The organism is Acinetobacter genomosp. 33YU (assembly GCF_001990725.1).
Classification (GTDB): Bacteria; Pseudomonadota; Gammaproteobacteria; order Pseudomonadales; family Moraxellaceae; genus Acinetobacter; species Acinetobacter seifertii.
On record NZ_LFZQ01000002.1, the window covers coordinates 280,111 to 296,442 of the forward strand.

At 34.5% G+C, this 16,332-nt stretch carries 13 protein-coding genes and 1 tRNA gene; 7 read left to right on the forward strand and 7 right to left on the reverse strand.

Going from position 1 to position 16,332, the window contains the following annotated elements; all coding sequences use genetic code 11:
• The first annotated feature begins 240 nt into the window (after positions 1-240).
• From AC056_RS02510 to AC056_RS02525, 4 genes are all read left to right on the forward strand, one after another.
• A complete protein-coding gene (locus tag AC056_RS02510; RefSeq protein WP_077162643.1) occupies positions 241-1,059 on the forward strand; it encodes an alpha/beta fold hydrolase in 819 nt (272 codons plus the stop codon).
• Positions 1,060-1,126: 67 nt separating this feature from the next.
• Positions 1,127-2,191 carry a hypothetical protein gene (locus tag AC056_RS02515; RefSeq protein ID WP_077162644.1) on the forward strand — a complete coding sequence of 355 codons (1,065 nt, stop codon included), beginning with the start codon at positions 1,127-1,129 and terminating at the stop codon, positions 2,189-2,191.
• 43 nt (positions 2,192-2,234) lie between these two features.
• Positions 2,235-2,978 (forward strand): TSUP family transporter, encoded by a 744-nt coding sequence (locus tag AC056_RS02520; protein WP_019458230.1) that lies wholly within the window; start codon positions 2,235-2,237, stop codon positions 2,976-2,978.
• Positions 2,979-3,158: 180 nt separating this feature from the next.
• The gene (locus AC056_RS02525; RefSeq protein ID WP_077162645.1) at positions 3,159-4,289 is read left to right on the forward strand and encodes a DUF389 domain-containing protein; all 1,131 of its coding nucleotides are present in this window, start codon (positions 3,159-3,161) and stop codon (positions 4,287-4,289) included.
• A 70-nt stretch (positions 4,290-4,359) separates the two neighbouring features.
• On the opposite strand, the gene AC056_RS02530 is transcribed toward AC056_RS02525, so the two are convergent.
• From AC056_RS02530 to AC056_RS02545, 4 genes are all read right to left on the reverse strand, one after another.
• Positions 4,360-5,238, reverse strand: a complete 879-nt coding sequence (locus AC056_RS02530; protein ID WP_004702956.1) for a MetQ/NlpA family ABC transporter substrate-binding protein — start codon at positions 5,236-5,238, stop codon at positions 4,360-4,362.
• A 541-nt stretch (positions 5,239-5,779) separates the two neighbouring features.
• Entirely contained in the window at positions 5,780-6,124 is a 345-nt protein-coding gene (locus AC056_RS02535; RefSeq protein ID WP_077162646.1) for a DUF3969 family protein, read from the reverse strand.
• A gap of 368 nt (positions 6,125-6,492) precedes the next feature.
• Positions 6,493-8,241 (reverse strand): FAD-dependent oxidoreductase, encoded by a 1,749-nt coding sequence (locus AC056_RS02540; RefSeq protein WP_077162647.1) that lies wholly within the window; start codon positions 8,239-8,241, stop codon positions 6,493-6,495.
• A gap of 707 nt (positions 8,242-8,948) precedes the next feature.
• Positions 8,949-10,376 (reverse strand): Na+/H+ antiporter NhaC family protein, encoded by a 1,428-nt coding sequence (locus AC056_RS02545; RefSeq protein ID WP_077162648.1) that lies wholly within the window; start codon positions 10,374-10,376, stop codon positions 8,949-8,951.
• A gap of 114 nt (positions 10,377-10,490) precedes the next feature.
• Between AC056_RS02545 and AC056_RS02550 the strand changes: the two genes are divergently transcribed.
• The 3 genes from AC056_RS02550 (at position 10,491) to AC056_RS02560 (ending at position 13,052) form a co-directional block, all read left to right on the forward strand.
• Positions 10,491-11,351, forward strand: coding sequence for a LysR family transcriptional regulator (locus AC056_RS02550; protein ID WP_077162649.1), 861 nt, complete (start codon positions 10,491-10,493; stop codon positions 11,349-11,351).
• A 98-nt stretch (positions 11,352-11,449) separates the two neighbouring features.
• The gene (locus tag AC056_RS02555; protein ID WP_077162650.1) at positions 11,450-12,691 is read left to right on the forward strand and encodes a D-amino acid dehydrogenase; all 1,242 of its coding nucleotides are present in this window, start codon (positions 11,450-11,452) and stop codon (positions 12,689-12,691) included.
• A 1-nt stretch (position 12,692) separates the two neighbouring features.
• On the forward strand, positions 12,693-13,052 hold the full coding sequence (locus AC056_RS02560; RefSeq protein ID WP_077162651.1) for a RidA family protein: 360 nt from the start codon (positions 12,693-12,695) through the stop codon (positions 13,050-13,052).
• 361 nt (positions 13,053-13,413) lie between these two features.
• Here the strand turns inward: AC056_RS02560 and AC056_RS02565 are convergent, their stop codons facing one another.
• From AC056_RS02565 to AC056_RS02575, 3 genes are all read right to left on the reverse strand, one after another.
• On the reverse strand, positions 13,414-14,007 hold the full coding sequence (locus AC056_RS02565; protein ID WP_077162652.1) for a hypothetical protein: 594 nt from the start codon (positions 14,005-14,007) through the stop codon (positions 13,414-13,416).
• Between the two features lie 114 nt (positions 14,008-14,121).
• A tRNA-Ser gene (locus AC056_RS02570) sits at positions 14,122-14,211 on the reverse strand.
• Positions 14,212-14,296: 85 nt separating this feature from the next.
• On the reverse strand, positions 14,297-16,327 hold the full coding sequence (locus tag AC056_RS02575; protein ID WP_077162653.1) for an NADPH-dependent 2,4-dienoyl-CoA reductase: 2,031 nt from the start codon (positions 16,325-16,327) through the stop codon (positions 14,297-14,299).
• Positions 16,328-16,332: the final 5 nt, after the last annotated feature.

The following is a 16,332-nucleotide window of genomic DNA, read 5'->3' on the forward strand; positions in this document are numbered from 1 at the left end:
CGGTCGTTAAAATTTTTTATTACATTGACACTATTCTCAACAGCCGCTACTTTGCCTAGTACAACTGAATCTAGATATTATTTGCTACTTGGAAAAAATATATTGAGTTCAATATATCTATCCAAATAATATTTATTCAAATAGAATATAAAAATTTAAAGATAAATATTTAAGCTCATTATTATTTAAATTTTATTTTATATAACAAAGTTTTTACAGTTCTAACAGGAATAATAAGTCATGGAAAAGCAAGATAACTTATCAATTGCTCATAGATATCTTTCTAATACTATTTCAAAAGTAACAAGCTTGCCCACACATGAGCTGAAAAATTACAACACAGCCGAAAATGTAAATTCGTTCTTTTTTACTCATGACTTTGGTACTTATGAGTTAGAGGCTAAATTTAGTTATTGCGAGGGTTCCCCACAGAAAGTAGCATTACTTATACATGGGGGTAACTCTGATCTAAGCTCTTTAACCCCTTTAGAAGAGCTTCTTAGAAGTAAAAATATTGCAACACTTTCCTTTAACTTAAGCGGTTTAAATAATACAAGCGAAACAAAGTCATCGTTATCTCAAAACATAAATGAAAGTATGACTTTTTATAGTCTTTTAAAAAAAGTAGATATTGTTATTGGATATAGTTTGGGTGGTTATATTGCAATTCATTTAGCAAAAAAATTTCAAATAGATGAATTAATTTTATTATGCCCAGCCATATATTCAGATCTGGCAATAAATAAAATGTATGGGCCAGATTTTAAAAATGAAATTTCAAAACCTTATAGTTTTTATTATTCATCAATTTGGAACTTCTTAATGAGTTATAGAAAAAATGTATTAATTATTTATGGCGAACTGGATGGAGTAAAAACTAACAATGGTAAGTCAAAAGGATTTTATGAGATTAATGAAGTTACGAAGTACTCTCCTATTCCGTATGAAATAGTTCAAACTTTCAAAACAATTTCTATGCGAAAAGCAAACTTCAATTTAATAATTGAGAAAGACAAAGATCATTATTTAATAAAAAATATAAGAAAATATAATATTTAAAAAAATATTGATTTTTTAAAAGAGACGCTCTAGTCTTTAGCTGAATTTTAATCACAATAAACTAGCCATGAATCAAATAGTTAAAAACTTAGACACTTATCATCTTTATCTTTCTCCCGAAATTTCTCATTTAATTAGTGAAATGTCATATGAGCTGGCTTTACTAGGGGGCCCTGATTCTTTACATGTTCAAGAAAAAATTCTAGCTTTTAAGGAAATACTAATTGCAAAGTTAAACTCATATGAAAAAAGTATTATTGAAAAATATATTCGTAGAGAAATACCTTATCTCGTTCTTGAAGGACTCAATATTAAAAACTTAGATCGTAGTAAAATTGATATTACTCAATCAACACAATTACCGTCACTTGAATTACTTGAAACAGATATAGATATATTAACACTCGCTTCTTCTGAACAAATCATATTGGCACTGCTTGAGGAAGATGCTTTCGCATTTGATATAGATAATTTAGGCAAAATCGTTAGAGTTGTTGCAAACTTAAAAGGTGGTGGAATCACAAAAATTGAAAATGAGAATCCTGACAAGAGTTCACATTCAGGTATAGCGCTAACTGCACACACTGAAGCTCCCTATCATACAGTGACTAAAGTTGTTAATAATCACTCACCAGCTCCCTCTTCTTTAATTTTAACAGCAAGATGGAATCCCTTAAATGAACCTACTAGTTTAATTCCAATCTCAAGAATATTAAGTCAATTAACTCTTGAAGAGACAATGGCTTTAACAACAGAAAGTTTTAACTTTACTAGAAGTGAAACTTTTAATGAGGGCCAAGGATCTGGTGGAGAAAACGTTTCTATTTTAGAAGTAGATAAGCATGGTTATATAGCCATGAAATATAATTCTTATAGATTCACTCCAAACGAAAATGCTTCTTTAAAAATTAAAAATGCTTTTTATAAATTTGAATCAATTGTTCGACAAGCGCATATTGTTGATTCAATTAATTTAAATCCTAATACAGTTTTAATTATTAACAATAGTTTATGCTTACATTGCCGAGATATTATTAAAGATAACCGTAGAACATTAGTTCGATTATTTGGTTATAGAAAAAACCTTGATTATATTGTGCTGCAAAAAAATCCACTTATTGTGAAAGGCTAATAAATTGAATTTTGAACTCCTCCTTATCTTAGGCTTAGTAGCTATGGTAGCTGGATTTATTGACGCTATTGCAGGTGGAGGAGGTTTAATCACTCTACCTGCATTGCTTTTATCAGGTGTCCCTCCCGTATCTGCAATAGCAACCAATAAATTACAAGCAGCCTCTGCAACACTTTCAGCAACTATTAGTTTTGCAAGAAAAGGGCTCATCGAGTGGCGTAAAGCAATCCCTATCGCTTGTATGTCTTTTTTAGGGGGAACATTAGGGGCTCTTTCAGTTACCCTGATGCCTAAAAATGTTCTTTTAACTATCGTACCAATACTTTTAATTTTGGTTGCTTTATATTTTATTTTTTCACCAAAGCTCAGTGATGTAGATAAAAAACCTCTTATTCCTTATTTTTTATTTGCACTTCTAGTGGCGCCGTTACTAGGGTTCTATGATGGCGTTTTTGGTCCTGGGGTTGGTTCATTTTTCATCGTTGCATTTGTACTGTTATTAGGATTTAAGCTAGTAAGCGCTTTATCTTATACCAAGTTAGCAAATGTGGCTTGTAACCTAGGTTCGTTATCTATATTTATCATTAAAGGATACGTCATTTTTCCAATAGCTTTTGTGATGGCTGGTGGAGCTTTTATTGGTGCCTCGATAGGCGCAAAATTTGCAGTAAGATTTGGCTCAAGAGTGATCAAGCCCTTACTCATAATCATCAGCTTATGTATGGCTTTAAAGTTACTTTTAGACCCTAAAAACCCAATTTTTATATATTTAAGCCATTTCTTTTAAGTTGTTTATTCAATATTTGCAGATCAATAGCATGTTTCCTTGAGGTTCTTAAATCTGGTAAGAACCTCTTTCTACAGGACACAACAAATAATTTCACACTGCTACATTTAGAAAAACTTGATTTCTTTTTATTTTTTTAATAATAAAGTTTAATAATTGAACTATAAAATAGAACTAAATATGGAAAAAAAAGATGATGCTACAATCATTGTAGAAGAAAAATCAGATCAACAAAAATACGAAGTACTAAAAGAAAAGCTGAGATATAAACAGGCACTTCGCGCAAACACACAAAAAATTGATCACAAAAATGTTCGCTTAAATATTCAAGCCGATGCTTTACCTAGTAAGACTTTTTTTATAATGAATGCACTTGCGGCGATCATAGCTGGATATGGTCTTCTTGCAGATTCATCCGCTGTAGTCATTGGTGCAATGTTGGTAGCAATGATGCTTGGCCCTATTTCAGGAATAGCTCTTTCATTTATTGATAATAGATGGATTTTATTTAGAACGTCATTCATCACCCTTATTTTGGGTTTAGTAATGATTTATTCGATTGGTATTATTCTGGGACTCATTAATATAAATATACCAATCACTGGTGAAATTTTAGCTCGAACACAACCTACAATAATGGATCTTATGATTGCGCTCGCAGGTGGAGCAGCAGGTGCTTTCGCCGCTATATCACCTCGACTCTCTGTTGCTGTTGTAGGTGTGGCTGTAGCGACTGCTTTAGTTCCACCATTAGTTGCAAGTGGTATCTTAATTGCTCATTTAGAATGGAAAAGTGCTGCAAATGCTTTGATTTTAGCTATAACGAATATTATAGCGATCCAAGTCAGTTCATCATTAGTTCTCTGGATTGCAGGTTTTAGACGAGGTTCTGATACTGAAGTAAAAAGTAATGTCTTTGAATTTATAAAAAGAAATATCATTAGTTTATTGTTTTTAGTGGGTTTAGCGATTTACTTAACACTAAATTTTATACACATGCTAAATAAACAAATTTATGAGAACGAAGTAAAATCAGATGTTAATAAATATTTTAATATTAACAATAATATTGTCGATACAATCCAATTCGATAAACGAGATGCTTTTACGCTCGTTCGTATTGTAGTGCGTGGAGACACCACTCCAACAGCATTAGATATTCAAAAGCTTAATCAACTATTACCAAAAGATTCAAATGAGAAATCCACTATTGCTCAAATTAGATTTATTCCAGTAGAGATAATTGAAGCTCCAAACAGTCCAAGTAATACAGTGATTCAGCATAAAGAAGCAGAACGTTTAGTTAAATAAATATTAAAAAAAGCTAAGCCCCGATTAGCGGGGCTTAGCTTTTAAAAAGTAATTCTAATTTAAAAATTACTTATTTGATGTCTGCAAATTCAGAAACAGGTTTGTTCACTTCGACTTTTGTACCACCGAATTTTTCACTTACGAATTTTTGCACTTTCGGTAAGTGGTAAAGTTCACCAAGTTTCGTATAGATCGGGTCATTTTTGTTTGCTTCAGCTACGCCCAATAAATTGACATAAAGCTTAGTAGACTGGTCAACAGGCTCACGGAAGATAGCGTCTTTCATTACATTAAGACCACCCTCAAGTGCCAATGTATTACCAAGTACAATTGCATCTACATCGTTTTTAACACGAACTGCTGTAGTCATTTGAATTGGTTTTAATTGTAAATTTTTAGGGTTTTCAGCAATGTCGTTCGTAGTCCCTTTTATAGGATCAAAGTTTGGTTTAAGTTTAATCAGTTTAGCAGATTGTAATAATGTTAATGCACGAGCTTCGTTAGCAGTATCGTTTGGAATTGCAATCGTCGCGCCTTGTGGGAACTCTTCAACAGTTTTAATTTTATCTGCATAAATACCCATTGGTTCCAAGTAAGTTGTCGCAATAGCTGCAACTTTCGCTGTATTTGAAGCATTGTAAGCTGCCAAATAGTTAAATGATTGGAACGCATTTACATCTTGCTCACCATTTGCGACAGATGTATTGAGCACAACATAGTCAGTCAAATTGGTAACTTGAAGTTTAATACCTGCTTCTTTAGTCTCAGGAAGCGTTGCAACATATTTCCATACATCCGTATCTGAACCTGTTGAAACCAGTTTAATTGTTCGAACAGACTCAGTTTTGTCTTTGGTTGTTGCAGTATTTTCAGTTTGTGCAGGTTGTTTATTACATGCAGTCAGTGTTAGTACAGATGCGCTGAACAATACACTAAATAATTTTTTCATAGGTACATCCTAAAATAGGAAACGCCTACCCTACAAAAGAGTGAGACATTCCCAACCATTGGGTCGAAATGCAATATTTGGCCGGAAATAATTTCCAGATATAGGGTTTAGAAGCCTGAATTCAGCACTATTCATTCCTTGAACTTGCTCGCTAAACAATAGAATTATGTTTTGAAACAGCCTCTAAATATGGGATCATCATATATCAACAAGTGAATATTCTACAAATAACTTGTTCAATTCTGATATATAGTCATCCTCACAGCAACATATTGAAAACATAAACATTTTTTCAAATATCACATACATATTTGATTTATATGAAATTTTCAGGATTTGTTATCAATTTTTAAGCTAACTATAGATTTAATTTGTTCGTTAATCATGTGCTTAAGATAGACAACGTATCTCATAAACTTTCATTTGAGCAATATGCGATTTTAATTAATGCAAAACAGATAAGTTTTCATTTCTTACATTTATCACCAGATGTAAAGCCACATCTGAGGTATCAGCAATATTTTTATATATTACAAATATTTTAATCATATTTATCGAATAATTTTTGATCATACCACTTTTCAAATTCAAAACTGGTTACAGGCAATTTTTTGATCATACCCTCACTTTCTTTGAACATTTTTTCGACTTCATCTTTAAAATCAATATTAAATCCTTCTAAATCTTCTAGCTCAGTCCCTCTATGAATTATATTAATTAAGTCCATAGAACAATTATTTTCTTTCAAAAGTTTAAGCATATATGGTGTATACAAAAAATGTTCAGCTTCATTTATATCTATATAATTATTTTTTAAAGAATGCAAAATCCCGAGATTAACTAGTAAAATTAACTTTTCCAAATCAGTTTTTCCTGATTTATTCATTTTTCCCTCCAAAAAATCCTATCTTAGCTTCAAAAACCTAAACAAAAGTTCTTTAGTAATAATGGATATATTCACTTCACATCCAAGTAACTATATTAAATTTTTCTTTTTTGAACTATTTAAAATTTTACAAAATAGTTAAGTACTTTTTGAGTCTGTTATATGTATTTATACAACTACGGAATAAGTATAATAGCCACTGACATCAAGGCCATATGTTGTTTCAACCGAATCAATTCATGTTATAGAAATAAAAAAAGCCCCTGCTTGTAACAGAGGCTTTCAAGATTTGATGGATACGATGAAATCAAAGTTCAGTAAAATACTTCTCAATAGATTTTATTAAAGTTTATTTCCTTGGTGAGCAATTAGCTCAAACTAAGTATGGATGATATCGCACTATGCAATTCATCTTCTGCATTTTCAACGTCATTGCTTGTCCAAGCAATATAGCCGTCTGGTCTAATCAGTAAGCATTCATTTTCATCATTAGTCCAAGAGCGTGAAAGCTCTCCATAAGAGTCTTCGACCTCTCTTTTGGGGCCTACCTGTATAACTTTAATATCCAAGTTAAGCTGTCTATTCAGGTTATCTACAGCAAGTTTCCATTTATCGCCTTGCAACCAACAGAACAGCGTAAATTTTCCATTGCCAATTAAATCCAAAGTTGAGATTTTTCTATGATTTTTGACTAACCATACATGAGGAAGTTTATGGCCAGAAGTAAATGAGGGATAGTAATAAAGATCTTCATCTCGACAAGAATCTATTTTATTTTCATTATGATATTCTGCTCCAATAATTGCAGATGAATGATACCGTACATTCGTCTCTACTCCTAAAGCAGCAAATTCATAAGCTTTATATTCAATTGCAGATCTTAAATCACGGCGTTTAACAGCACCTTTTTCATTACTCTCACTTAAAGCATTAATGCTTTTTTGCATTGTCTCTGTACTGTACTTTCCATCTAACTCTAAAGCAGAAAATATAGTAGAGAACTCTCTAACACTTTGATTCGCTCGTTTAACAATTCGCTCACCAACAGGTGCTCTTTCTTCATTAAAACTGTCTAATAAACCTCTACTCGCTTTGCCATTTAATACAAATGCTAATTTCCAACATAAATTATAAGCATCTTGTATAGATGAGTTTGAACCGAGTCCATTAGAAGGTGGATGGCGATGGACAGCATCACCAATACAGAAAACTCGACCTTTCGAATATTGCTCTGCATACATTTCATTTACTGTCCATAACGACTTGCTACTTATATTTATTTCAATGTCGTTATCGCCAATAAGCTGTTTGCAAATCGCAATCGCTTCATCATCAGTAAGAGATGGCTCCTCTTTTTCAATGTCGTAACCCCAAACAATCTGCCATTCATTCCAAGGTCTGACCATTCGCAGTAAGCCTAGCCCAATTCCTCCAATGTTTGCTCCGGGTTGTATAATCCACCAGAGGTATCCAGGTCGATGCGAAACATATTTTGTTAAATCGGCTTTAAAAATAATGCTGATACTGCCACTTTTCCCCATTTTACCAGCCATAGGCAAATCTAAATCTTTTACGACTTGGCTGCTTGCACCATCAGCTCCGATTAAATACTTACATCTGATTAAGTATGTTTGTTTAGTTAATCTATCTAAAACAGTAACTGTTACACCATCTTCATCTTGCACATGAGATAAATATTCAGTATCAAATCTTGGATGGCTACCTCGTGATGCCGCATTTGAAAGCAAAATAGGTTCAAATAGGTGTTGAGGAAGATCGCACTGTTCACAAGGGCTCGCTTTAGCATACTCAGACATTCTTTCTGGATGATTCATTCCATAAGGAAAACGTCCAATTTCATCACCTGTTAAAGATGTGCAATAAACAACATCTCCCATAACTTCTTTTGGTGCAGCTTTTGCGATTACTTCATCTGAGATGCCTAAGTCTCGGACAACTTCCATTGTTCTTTGACTGATATAATGGGCACGCGGACTGTTTGCTAGCCATCTATATTTAGTTATTATGATATTTCTAATTCCATAAGTACTTAACATAAGTGCAGCCGAAGAACCAGCTGGACCACTCCCAACAATTAAAACATCAGTTTCTAACATTTTTATCCTATTACTTACATATTTTAGCATCTAAATAGTTATTGCATATATTTAAAGCAAATAACCATCTTAAACATAATATTGCTTCAAAAACTCTTTAAGACCAATTGGAAATAAAGGCTTCACTATATTAACTCTCCAATAGATCTATAAAATAGATAAAATAAATTCCCACATATTTATAGATCTATTATTTCCACAAATATAACATTTGAGGTTTATTGGTTACATTGGCAAATCCCTACACAATATATCTTTTAGATACATCTAACTCTCCGATTAAATTTATATTTTTTAAGCAAAATTTTTTATTTATTAAAATTATTTTAGCCATACCTTTAAAAATAAAATTACAAAACAATCATTATTTCAATTATATTTTATAAAAAATATTTTGATACCATCAATAGAAATATAAGCCACAAGAAAGAAAACAATATTGTTGATTATAGATAGATATTTTTTAATACTATTTCCAATCAAAAAATTCCCCAAGGTATAAGCTAAAAAAATAAATCCATTGAAAATCAAAATTATTTTTTACACATAACTTTGGTACTTATGAATTAAATTAGCAAAGTAAAAAAACTATTTTATTTTAAAAAAGACCTATTAATTATACAATACAAAATAAAGCCTTTTAAACTTTCTAGTTTAAAAGGCTTTTAATATTCATTTAAATAAGAAATATTTTTAATTTGTAGGAGCTAATTCAAAATCTGGAACAATACTGCAAAAAGTAGAATATTTGCGATCACTATGGCCCAACCACCATATAGCATGTATTTAAGTTGACTTGAGCGTGCTAAGCCCATTTGACCAAACATATCAGAAGATGGGAAAGGGCCAAACCAGTCTACTTGGGAACTTGATAATAGAACTGCTGTAACCGCAACAGGTGAAACGCCATTTGCCAGTAAAATTGGTCCAAAAATTTTATTGGTAAAGGTCATTTGTGCAACAGCTGCCCCTGGAATATGCCCCACAATATTAAATAAGAAAATACCAAAACAGAGCATCGCAGGACTTAAGTCAACCAAATACGGTGTCGCATTATCTAACAGTGTTTGATAAGCATTGAGTTTTTCAACAAGAACTAAAATAGGATTGTATAACCAGTAAAGAATAAACATCCAGACTAATTTACCGCATCCCTCGTAGAGTGCTTCCAAAATCTGCTTAGGGCTAAAACCTGCAACTAACCCAGTCAAAGTGGCAACAGTAAGCATCACAATAATTGCAAAACTAAAACCTGCTTTAAAAATAATTCCAAGAATTGCCATCACGATAATTGTTCCAATGAATACAATCGCCGCACGTTTACTTCTTTTCAATTCGGAGGCACTTTCTATTTTTTCAGAAGGTTCTAAGAAGTTTTCATTATAGGTATATTTTCCAAAAGTCCACTTTTGTATATAGCCAGACATAAACCAACCTGTAAGAAGTGTGACAACACTCATAGGAATGGCACAAGCACTTAAGTATTGCGGGTAAGTCAAGCCTCCCAACTCTAAAATAGTCACTGTACTTGGTGTAAATGGTCCTATAAAAAGACCGACCGAACCGGCTGTCATCAATAGTAATGCAACGGTGGGTGGCGTTAAACCAACAGCTGCTGCAATGGGAATAATGACAGCAACAATAATGGCATTACCACCTGCCATAGTCCCCAATGAACCACAAATAACAACTGATGAAATCATGATGCCAAGTTTCACGCGAGGAATACTTGAAAGCCCAACTTTATTGACAATAAATTTGACCAACTCTTTCGCTGCACCTGTTCGGTTGGCGACTTCGCCAACCCCTGCACCCAACATAATAATAAGACCGACAGTTGCAATAAATGAACCTGTAGACTTTGCAAGTATTCCACCCAATTCAAATACACTGGTGGATGTCATTATCACACTAATAATAATCGCAATAATCACTGCAAGCACAATATCTAGACCGATAACAGTTAAGAGTGCTAAGGCAAAAATAGGCAATAACCCAATTAAACCGACCTCCTCTATAGGTAAGCCTTTTGCATAAAATGCTAAAACAAAGCTAAGAATAATAATTGCAATAAGGGCAATATTTTTAGGTGTCCTGATATTAGGTATTGTTATAGAAGATTGCTCAACTGACATATGTATCACTCCTTGATCATTGGCATTGAATTTCACACCAATTTACAAGGGTTTATTGACATTAAATAATGAATTCTAATAGATTACCTATAACTATTAGTTATGTGCTCATTTATGAATCTTCGACACCTAGAAATCTTCTATTTAGTCATGCTTTTTGGTTCACTCACAGAGGCGGCATCATCGTTATGTATTTCACAGCCTGCGGCAAGTAAATTACTCAAACATGCGGAACAACGACTCGGTTTTTCTCTATTTAAGCGAGTCAAAGGTAAATTACAGCCAACAAAAGAGGCCTATATCTTATATGATGAAATTAAGCCAATTTATGAAAAAATAAATGAATTAAATAAATTAACAGATAACTTAGCAAGAAGTACTCAAGGTCAAATCACCCTCGGGTGTTTGCCAAGTTTAGGTTTAAGTCTCATCCCCAAATTAACTGCAAAATTTCTAAAAAAATATCCTGATGTTTTTGTCAATATTGGTACAGATCATACTCAAGCATTAGAGCAGAAATTATTAAGACGTGAAATTGATATTGCGGTGACATTCCAGCCTCATACTCAACATGGCATTATTGCTACGCCTGTTCTGGATATTCCTTTGGTTTACATCGACTCTCAGCCTATTGATGCAAAGCAAGATATTCACTCAATTGATGAAAATAGATGGATTCAACCCTACTCAGACTCCCTCATGCAAGTTGTAAAAAAGTACAGAACATTTAATAAAAGTATTGTGAATGTACAAACCTATTATATGGCGAGTGAACTTGTGCGCGAAGGTTTGGGATGTAGCATTACCGATATTTATACTGCTGCACACTCCTTACCAAATCATATGATTCACGAAATAAAACCAAGTTTATCTACCACAATTTATATTTTAGAAAATGCCAATGTGAGCACGACCAAAGCGACTGAAGATTTTATTGAATTAATTAAAAGAGAAGTGGCTTTCATGACACCATAAATTAACTAAAAGTTATGAGTAGTATCTAAAAACTCATTTGTTTAACGTTTTATCTTCTTCTTTAATGCAAATGTGTGTTGCAGATATAGCATGGAAGAATGAAAAAACATGTCGTTGTCATTGGTGGTGGAGTCATTGGTTTAAGTACAGCCTATGCACTTATTCAAGCAGGCCATAAAGTTACAATAGTGGAAGAAAAAGACCAGATTGGCTGCCAGACAAGTTTTGCAAATGGTGGTCAACTCAGTTATCGCTATGTTGCACCTTTGGCGGATGCAGGCGTTCCATTTCAGGCACTGCAATGGTTAGGAAAAGCCCACTCGCCTTTAAACTTTAAACTGAACTTTTCACCTCTTCAATGGTCTTGGTTATTCCAATTCCTCATGGCATGTAATCGCAAAGATAACATTGTGAATGGAAATCATATTTTACGGTTGTCCCTATATAGTCAAAGTATTATGTCTAAATGGCGTGATGAAATTGATAATTTTGACTGGGTAAAATCGGGAAAAATGATTATTCATCGCAATGAAAAAGCATTTAAAAAAGCAGCATTAGCGATAGATCCAACTGTACAAAAAGTGCTGTCACCAGAAGAAACCGTTCAACTTGAACCCGCATTAAGAGGTATTGAATCTACATTAGTGGGTTCAATTTATACACCTGATGATGAAACAGCAGATTGCTACAAATTTTGTTTAGCAATGTATAAAGCACTAAAAGAGAGTAACAACTTCAGATGTTTATATGCACATGAAGTGACAGATTTTTTTGCGGAAAATAATCAAATTGCTGCAATTGAAACAAATCAAGGACGTATAGAAGCAGATGAATTTGTCGTTGCTGCGGGCAATGGTAGTACTGCAATTTTTAAAATGGTGGGTATTTCAGTCCCAGTTTATCCATTAAAAGGATATAGCCTGACTTTACCATTCCCAGAAAAAGCCAATGTTGTACCCAATATAAGCGTGACCGATTATGCGAATAAAATTGTATATGCAAAATTAGGGAATCAGCTTCGTATTGCCGCAATGGTCGATATTGGCTATCAAGATACCTACATTCGAAAAGAACGTATAAATGCATTGAAAGATACGGTACGGAAAACATTTCCCGATTTACTAGCGTTAAATACAGCACAAGAATGGAGTGGTTTACGTCCATCCACCCCTACAGGTTTACCCATTTTGGGTCGTACGAAATATTTAAATTTATGGGCAAATATTGGCCAAGGTAGTTTAGGTTTCACATTGGCCGCTGGTTGTGCCATGGTCATTAGTCAATTAATTAGCGAAGCAACATCACCAATTACATTAGATGGTTTATCTCTGGAGAAATAAAATGAGTCATGATATTCAACGTATTGACACAAATGCACGATTATCAGGTTGCGTGCTTCATAACGGTTTAGTGTATGTTTCAGGTCAAGTTCCAACAACTTTAGATGCTAACGCTAAGCAGCAAACTTTAGAAGTTCTGGCAAAAATTGATGCTTTACTGCAACAAGCTGGTAGTGATAAAAGCCGTATTTTAACTGCACAAATTTGGATTAAAAATATTCCCGAAGATTTCGCAGTCTTTAATGAATGTTGGGAAGCATGGTTGCCAGATGGGTCAGCACCAGCACGTGCGGCTATTCAAGCAGATTTGGCTCGTCCGCAAGTATTAGTAGAAGTGATGGTTACGGCGAGTGTTAAGTAAGATTTGCCTTAAATAAAGCCAGTGAATTTACTGGTTTTATTAATTTCATGTTCAAATATAATCAGTCGTCAACTCGATGTTACATATATTTATAGTTAACGCTGATCACCTTATCCTTACTAAATAGTTTACGAATTGATTTTAATCTGACCAGTTAGTTAAGTTGAGACAAAATAAATTTTCAAAAGATATTTTTAAAATAAAAAACCATTCCAAAAACTTGAAATGGGTCTAGTAAAAACCACTGAGCCTGAAATAGTAAAAAATTAGAGCCTAACAATATCTACTGTAATAATTTGATGAGAAAATACAATATATTCAAATAATTTTTTAGATGAAATTTACTAAAAATTAAATTATATTAATTAACAAAATGTAATTCCTTTATTTTTTCGTTTAATATTTTTAAAGTGGTTAAACAAACATCCTGATATTGTTCATCTGTAATATTAATAAAATGAGCATTATAAATCCTAATAAGAATCCCATTCCATTTAAATCGATTCATTTTAGAAGTACATGAAGCATGATTAAATGCATTCAAATCCCCATCATCGTAATATTGTTTTGAATACATAAATATCTTAAAAAAAGTTCCAGGACCAAATTCATTTTTCCATTTTCTTTTTAGCAGATCATTTACAGTATCAGGCCAAATTACATTTAACCCATCACCTCCATAATATTCTTTAGGGATTAACCAAAAGCGTTTATTACGTTTTATCAAATTAAATTTACGTGAGTCATATTTGGGCAATCTTGCTCTATCTGCATCTGTAATAGCATCAAATTCCCGAGCCAATCTTCTATTCTGCGCCTCCATCAGTAGCCGAATTTCTCCCTCCTGTTCCTCTTTTGTTAAAGGAACACACTTATATATAACCCAAGCTATAAAAAATACTAAAAGCAAAGTCCATATAAAACCTTTAGATGGTGTGTAGTTTTTTATTTTCATTTTCCACCTTTAATAAACTAAGAATTAATGCACCTAGATTTTGATGTGGGGTGTTTTGAGGGGTAAAAGCATAGATAAAAAAAGCCCCTGCTATTAACAGGGGCTTTTCGAATTTGGCGGAAGCGGTGAGATTCGAACTCACGGAGGACTCACACCCTCGTCGGTTTTCAAGACCGGTGCATTAAACCGCTCTGCCACGCTTCCATGTGCGTAAGAATACAAAGCTTATTCATTTTATTCAAGAAAAATATCATCGCTTTGTGTTCAAGTGCATATTGTTTCATCAATTTTACAGTTGAGCCGCCAATTCTGCTCCTTCTTTGATCGCACGCTTCGCATCTAGCTCTGCTGCAAGCTTTGCACCACCAATAATATAGTAGTTTGCTATAGTCGACTCGCCTTCTTTTGGCATCAAGTCTTTTACCGATTCTTGACCTGCACACACCACAACAGTGTCTACGCGTAAAAGCTGGTCTTGACCATTATGCTCAATCCACAGTCCTTCATCGGTAACTGCTTTATATTGCACACCACGCAGCATGCGTACACCATGCTTTTTAAGCTGTGCACGGTGTACCCAGCCCGAAGTCTTGCCAAGACCAACACCGAGCGGTGTTGTTTTACGTTGCAGTAAATAAATCTCGCGGATTGCTGGTTCAACTACTGGCGGTTGCATGCCACCTTCAGAAATATAGTTCGGATCTGGATCTACACCCCATTCACGTTGCCACTCAGCCAAAGGTTGAGGCTGTGGCTGATGTGGTGGTTTAAGTAAGAACTCTGATACATCAAAACCGATACCACCTGCCCCAATCACTGCAACTTTTTGTCCCACTTCTGCACCTTGCAAAACTTGAGCATAGGAAAGAACTTGTGGAGCATTACTTCCTTCAATTTTTAAAGCACGTGGCACTACACCCGTTGCTACAATTACTTCATCAAAACCTTCACGTTCAAGTTGCTCACGATTTACACGAGTGTTTAAACGTACATCTACACCTGTTTTTTGAAGCTGTACTTTAAAGTAGCGAATCGTCTCGTGGAATTCCTCTTTACCCGGTACAACCTTGGCAAAGTTAAACTGACCACCTACATCTTTATTGGCTTCAAACAAAGTCACTGCATGGCCACGGCTTGCCGCCACAGTTGCAGCAGACATACCTGCTACACCACCACCTACAACGGCAATACGTTTTGGCTGTTTAGTCTTTAAATAGACCAGTTCTGTTTCATGGCCTGCACGTGGGTTCACTAAACAAGACACACGTTTATTTTTAAATGCATGATCTAAACACGCTTGGTTACAAGCAATACACGTATTAATTTCATCTACACGGTTGGTCGCAGTTTTATTTACCCAAAAAGCATCAGCCAATAAAGGGCGAGCCATTTGAATCATGTCTGCCTTGCCTTTTGCCAAAATCTCTTCGGCAGTTTCAGGCATGTTAATACGGTTAGATGCAATGACTGGAATTGAAATATGTTGTTTTACATGAGCTGTGTAATCGACAAACGCTGCACGTGGTACAGAGGTTACAATAGTTGGTACACGTGCTTCATGCCAACCAATACCCGTATTTAATAAAGTTACACCTGCTTTTTCTAAAGCCTTGGCAACAATTACCACTTCTTGCATGGTATTACCATCATGCACAAGGTCAAGTAGCGATAAACGGAAGCAAATAATAAATTTTTCGCCTACTTTTGCACGGATCGCTTTGACAATTTCAATCGGAAAGCGCATACGGTTTTCGATTTCACCGCCCCAACGGTCAGTACGCTGGTTTACATGGCGACTTAAAAATTGGTTAATCAGATATCCTTCCGACCCCATAATTTCAACGCCGTCGTAGCCTGCTTTTTTAGCAATGTCAGCGCACTGTGCGTAGTCTTCAATGGTGCTGAGAATATTTTTTTCAGAAAGTTGACGCGGTTTAAATGGTGAAATTGGCGATTTAATTGCTGTTGAAGACACCACAAAAGGCTGATAACCATAACGTCCTGCATGCAAAATTTGCATTAAAATTTTTGAACCATGTTTATGGACAGCGTGAGTCACTAAGCGATGCTGAGGAATATCAAATAAGCTATTCATAGTACCGCCAACTGGAGCCAACCAGCCTTGACGGTTCGGAGAAATACCTCCTGTTACAATCAGACCAACCCCACCTTTGGCACGTTCTTCAAAATAAGCGGCCAGTTTTGGGTAGTTAAAAAAGCGGTCTTCTAATCCCGTATGCATAGAACCCATGACTACACGGTTTTTAATGGTAGTGAAGCCCAAATGTAATGGTTTTAATAAATTGGCGTAACTTGTCATGCTGC